Origin of the sequence: Micromonospora marina, assembly GCF_900091565.1 — a bacterium.
GTDB lineage: Bacteria > Actinomycetota > Actinomycetes > Mycobacteriales > Micromonosporaceae > Micromonospora > Micromonospora marina.
Genome location: NZ_FMCV01000057.1, coordinates 1 through 4,725, shown reverse-complemented (window position 1 = coordinate 4,725; position 4,725 = coordinate 1). Strand labels below are relative to the sequence as shown.

The 4,725-nt window shown below is 56.4% G+C and carries 3 protein-coding genes and 1 pseudogene; all 4 read right to left on the bottom strand.

Translation table 11 applies throughout. From position 1 onward, the window contains the following. Positions 1-349: 349 nt before the first annotated feature. Entirely contained in the window at positions 350-1,018 is a 669-nt protein-coding gene (locus tag GA0070215_RS28290; RefSeq protein ID WP_141708288.1) for a hypothetical protein, read from the bottom strand. Between the two features lie 50 nt (positions 1,019-1,068). Next, positions 1,069-3,534, bottom strand: a complete 2,466-nt coding sequence (locus GA0070215_RS28285) for a hypothetical protein (protein ID WP_141708287.1) — start codon at positions 3,532-3,534, stop codon at positions 1,069-1,071. Then, the gene (locus GA0070215_RS28280; protein WP_141708286.1) at positions 3,509-4,039 is read right to left on the bottom strand and encodes a V-type ATPase 116kDa subunit family protein; all 531 of its coding nucleotides are present in this window, start codon (positions 4,037-4,039) and stop codon (positions 3,509-3,511) included. Before GA0070215_RS28280 ends, GA0070215_RS28285 begins: the two co-directional genes overlap by 26 nt. Positions 4,040-4,426: 387 nt before the next feature. Further along, positions 4,427-4,725 (bottom strand): annotated as a pseudogene (locus GA0070215_RS27690) (IS701 family transposase); the annotation flags it as partial.

Here is a 4,725-nt window from a genome sequence, read left to right as displayed (position 1 = left end):
AAGTGCCTTCCGTGACAGGAACATCGGACCCTCAGCAAGTCCTATTTTCCCTGATCAGAAGGCACTTCCTCGTTTCCGGTCCACTCCTTGGACAGCCCTTAACCAAGGGCCGAGGTTAGCGCCAGAGCCGGTGGAAGAGCTGCGCCATGGACGCAGAGTTGCCCCCTCGACTACAGGTCTTCCGCATCATCAGATGACGGCCCAAGTGCGCTCGCCGAATTGAACCCACCATAGCGGCCCACTTCAGCTACGGGCTCAGCCAGGCTTGCAGTGTCTAGCAATCTTCTGCACCAGAAGGCCGGAGCGGTAGGCGTTTGCCGACCTTCAGCCGAATTCCAATGGGGACGGGCTAAGCTTGATCTAATACCCTCGCCAACTCTTTAGCCAAGTCCGTCCGGTCGTTCTCATGAAAAAGTCTTTGCAACATGCGAACTAGATCGCGTGCATTCTGCCGCGGAAACTGATCGAGAAATTTCTGAATGCATTGCGCAATGACCACCCACTCACTGCCAGGGGCCCACTGACTTACCGACCGTATGATCTCGGAGAAGTCGTCCGGTGCCGGCAGGTTGCCATGCTTTATAATCCAGTACAGCCTGGCTGTTGCAGGATCACAGAAGACGTCGTCCCTCAGGAAAGTCAACTTAGCTCGAACCCTGTCCCTATCGAGCCTTTCCCGAGAAATCTCGCGTACCGACTCCTCATAAAGCTCAGCAGCCCTAGAGACAGCGTCAGCTACGGAGACTGAGACATGAGCAGAACAAAAAATTACTTGCTCTGTGGTCCTTGGAAAATCGCGACTTAACACATAGTTGATCTCCTGCTCTGCCGCTGATGGACGCAGTACATTGAAGCGCTCCGCAACTGGCTCGACTATCTGCCGTGCATTACAAGCTGCCATAGCAACAGCTTGCTGACGACTCACGTCAGCGGCCGAGCGATAAGACAACGTCACATGAATACTGAAAGGGAAAGTTTTTCGAATGCTCTCCACCTGATCCGTGAACTCGAAAGTCAAAGTTTCACCGAATCGAGGACGGGCCCGAATGCCAAAAAGGGTTCTTACGTTCACGATGTGCGAGTTGAGTCGGGAATCTCAGCAGCTCCGCTGTCATCCTTCCCACCAAGGGACGACATGTAGCTCGTCGGAGTCAACTCAACCGCCATTGGCGGCACTGCGGCATCCACATCTGTCCGCGCGATACCTCCAGGCGATAAATCCGGTCCGGCAGTAGGTGGCTGTCTGCCCACCGTTGACACGTCCGGCTGTCCCGACGGCGGCGCATCATATCCGTATGAATCCTCTTCGAACCAAGACGTGGCTGGAGCGGCGGTGGAGTGACTCCCTGCATCATCCGTGGAGAGGTCCCCAGACCGCCCGTGAAGAGTCGCATACATAGAAGCATCACGTTGGCCTGCAGTGTAACGGTCCGCATAGAGCAGCTCGTCTAGCTCTCGCCGAAGGTTCCTGCGCTCCGGACTGACGTCCAGTGCCAGAGACCAGCGCTGCAATGAGTCGTCCAGTCGATGACGAAGCGAAGTTGGTGCGGTGGAGCCATTGACCACATCTCTAAAAAGCTGCAGGACGAAACTGCGTTCATCGGGGGAGGCCAGACACGCCTCAAACCAACCCCAAATACTTTCGTCCAACTCATTCTCATCAACGCGCGCAGCCAGGAGCGTCTGCCAGCATCTCAAAATAGCCATCAAGTTCGCGGTTGAGCTGCCATCTCGGGCGGCCACAAGGGCAGACGGCTTGTGGTGCACCTCATCCACGATTGCCGCTAGCGCGCCGAAGATATGCGGACCAGCCGAGTCGTTGTCGCTACACCAGGCTTCGACCTGCTTCAGAAGAGTTGGCTGCGTTGCTTTTTCATTCCATAGAGCCGCGACAGCCTTTTTTACTGCCCTAAGAACAGAAGGGTCGCTCGACCTTGCCGCATGGCGCAGTCGAACCAGCGCTTTTCCAGGGTAAGCGATTCCGAATGCCCCGGCACATACGCGGACGCTCGCCTCTATTAATCTCGCGTCTCCTCCAGAAGCCCACAGACGCAGCTTGTGGTGAACTTTCCGATCAATTGATTGATCGAAACAGGCCCGTGCCACCAACCGGATCGATTCTTCGTAGAGGGTTTCGTCGCCATGCCAAGACTTGACGATTGTGTCGAGAAGGTCCAGCTTGTCAAAGCGGACCATAAATGCCAACGAGAACTTTACCACCCTCTTGGCTCTGGACTCCTTGCTTTCTGTCTCGCCATTGGCCGGCCGAACTACGTCGTTCACTAGCCAGGTTAAGAATTCATCGCGGCAGCGCGGACGGTCTGCCCAGAAGTATTTGACAACAGCATCTTCCCAGCCTGGGCGGGAGAAAGAGACTACATCCTCTGCCAAGTCCGCCCCGACTCGGTCGACTACCTGGAGAACGCCAACTCCTTCTTGGCCGTTCGTGGAGAATTCTGCAGAGGGCTCCCCGAAGTGCTTACCCAAACGTTGAGCGGCATCGTACACGTCACCCACAGGAGCGCCACCATACGCGGCTGCGATGAGCATAAAGTTGCGCTCGAAACTACTTCTTCCGGAATGCGAATGCCAAGCAAGGAGTTCCTTGTGCCAACTACGCCGAGCCGCAACCACGCTAAGCACACGTCGCTGGAATATTTCATCGCCGATTTCCAGCGCCGGGAGCTGACGATCTTGAGAAACGTCAGGAAGCTGCTCCACAGGAACTCGATCGGCTCGCATGATCAGTTGCATCACGCTCATCACGCCTCGGGGCGATTCATCCCTTACCAGGCGCACGATCTCATCATCACCGAGCCAGCGATCAACGTCCCTATTCCCGTACTGCGTGAGCCACCCTCGCATGATTGCTACGCCAGGGGCTTGAACCACATGGTGCGCCTTGAAAGGCGAATCAACGCCAATCCTTTCCCACTGACTTTCATCAACAACAACTACGAGCCGACCGCCACTTTTAGACATGACGGCAGCCATTGAGTTCAAATGTTTCCCGAAACTACTCGATACCATAAATCCCGCCGCCGAGGGTTGCTCCCCACTGCGCCTATCATCGTCCGGCGGCAACTCGAGGATTGTGCAGACGTCACTGGAGTCCATCAGCCGGTCCACGTCAATGAGCCGTTCCGCGCCGTAGCCGAGTCTTCTGAACCGCTGCCGCCCTGGCACAATCCAGCTAATGTCAGACAGCAGTGCAAGGGCCGCAATCGACTTACCGACCCCGGGCTCGCCCGTTACTACGACAATGGATCCGGGAGCCAGGAAGTCCCAAAGAATTTCGTAATAACTAGCCGATCGCGCAAATATGGACCCCACCGATTGGAGCTGGTTCGGCGTTATGGGCTCGGTTGAGTGATCTCTTTGTATAAACCCCAGAACTAGCTGGGCCCCAATCACGGTGCCGCCACTTTGCGTGCCGACATCCAGGTTAATCCTCAACTTTTTTGATAGATCGCCAATTTCATGAATTGCATGTTCGATCATCCCGGATTCACCCGACCCGGTCGATGCGGGCACCGGTAAACTCCCCCGACTCATGGACACGGGCGACTTGATTGTCTACTTCTCCATGACCCCCGCGGTTAATTTCACCCACAACCGCACCGACCGCTTTACCATGCAAATCCTCTACGCGATTCTGCACCTTGAATGTTGCATCTTCACCCTTGCCGAATTCAAAATCCTGGCCATAAACAGCTTCAAGGATCGACTTCGCTTTGCCTAGAACTATGCGAAGTTGAGCTTCCCTTCCATCGAGGTTCTCGTAATTCTGCGAAACTTTTAGTAATGCATGCAGAATTTCTATTTCAGACTCATGTTGCTCGATGACCTCATCATTGAGCTGTAGTGGCCCACCAACCTCAACCGATGGAGGAATTTCTACATCCTGCGGCACCGACGGTCGCTCGCCCTGTCGGCTCGAACGCCGACGTTCAAGAAAAAGGTCAAGTTGATTGTAGGTAAACTTGACGCCCTCAATCAACGCAGCGCCTACTAAGACTGGAAAGGCAATCTCTTCCATTACGTCTCCTCCCGTAACCGTCTGAGTTTGGCAACCAGGCAACTTCGCTCGGAACAGACACCACTACGGCGCGGCTCAGCGGTGCAAGCAGTTCAGTACGCGACAATACGGCAACTTTCGCTGCCTCTCCTTGTCGTAGATCGATGAAAATCTGACCTCGCGAGCGCCTGACCTGGGGAAACTGGTTCCGTTAGGACTCGATTCATTGGATTTGTCGAGTTGCCGACACTCGCGGTCGATTCTGCAGCCAGCAGCGACAGAGGCGGTTGTCTTCCTCTGGTCCGCACAGCTACAAGACTCAACCGTGGCTGCTCGCCGTCTACAAACAACCCCATCCGCGGCAGCAGGCCAAACTGACTCTCCCGCTAGTACGGCAGCCGCCATTTGCTAGGTGAGCAGGGCGTATTCGCGGTTGAGGCGGGTGCGTTGGTGGTGCCAGCGGGCGCGGGCCTGGTGTCGGCGTCGCCAGGTGAGCCAGTCGATGGCGTGTCCTGGTGGTGGTGGGTGGTGCAGGGCGTCGGCGAGGAGTCGTCCGACCTCGGGCACGGTGAGCGGGATCAGTCCGGGATCGGCCGGTGGTGGCTGGTCGGGTGTGGTCGGTGGGGGTGCCTGGCTGTCGGTACGTTCCCGTAGCGCGGCGGCGGTGACCGTGCAGACCGCGAGGGCGGCCATGACCAGCACGGTGT

Bases quoted from the DNA above. Each gene is read 5' to 3' on its own strand.
- GA0070215_RS28280 (WP_141708286.1), bottom strand. From the start codon at position 4,039: ATGGAAGAGATTGCCTTTCCAGTCTTAGTAGGCGCTGCGTTGATTGAG.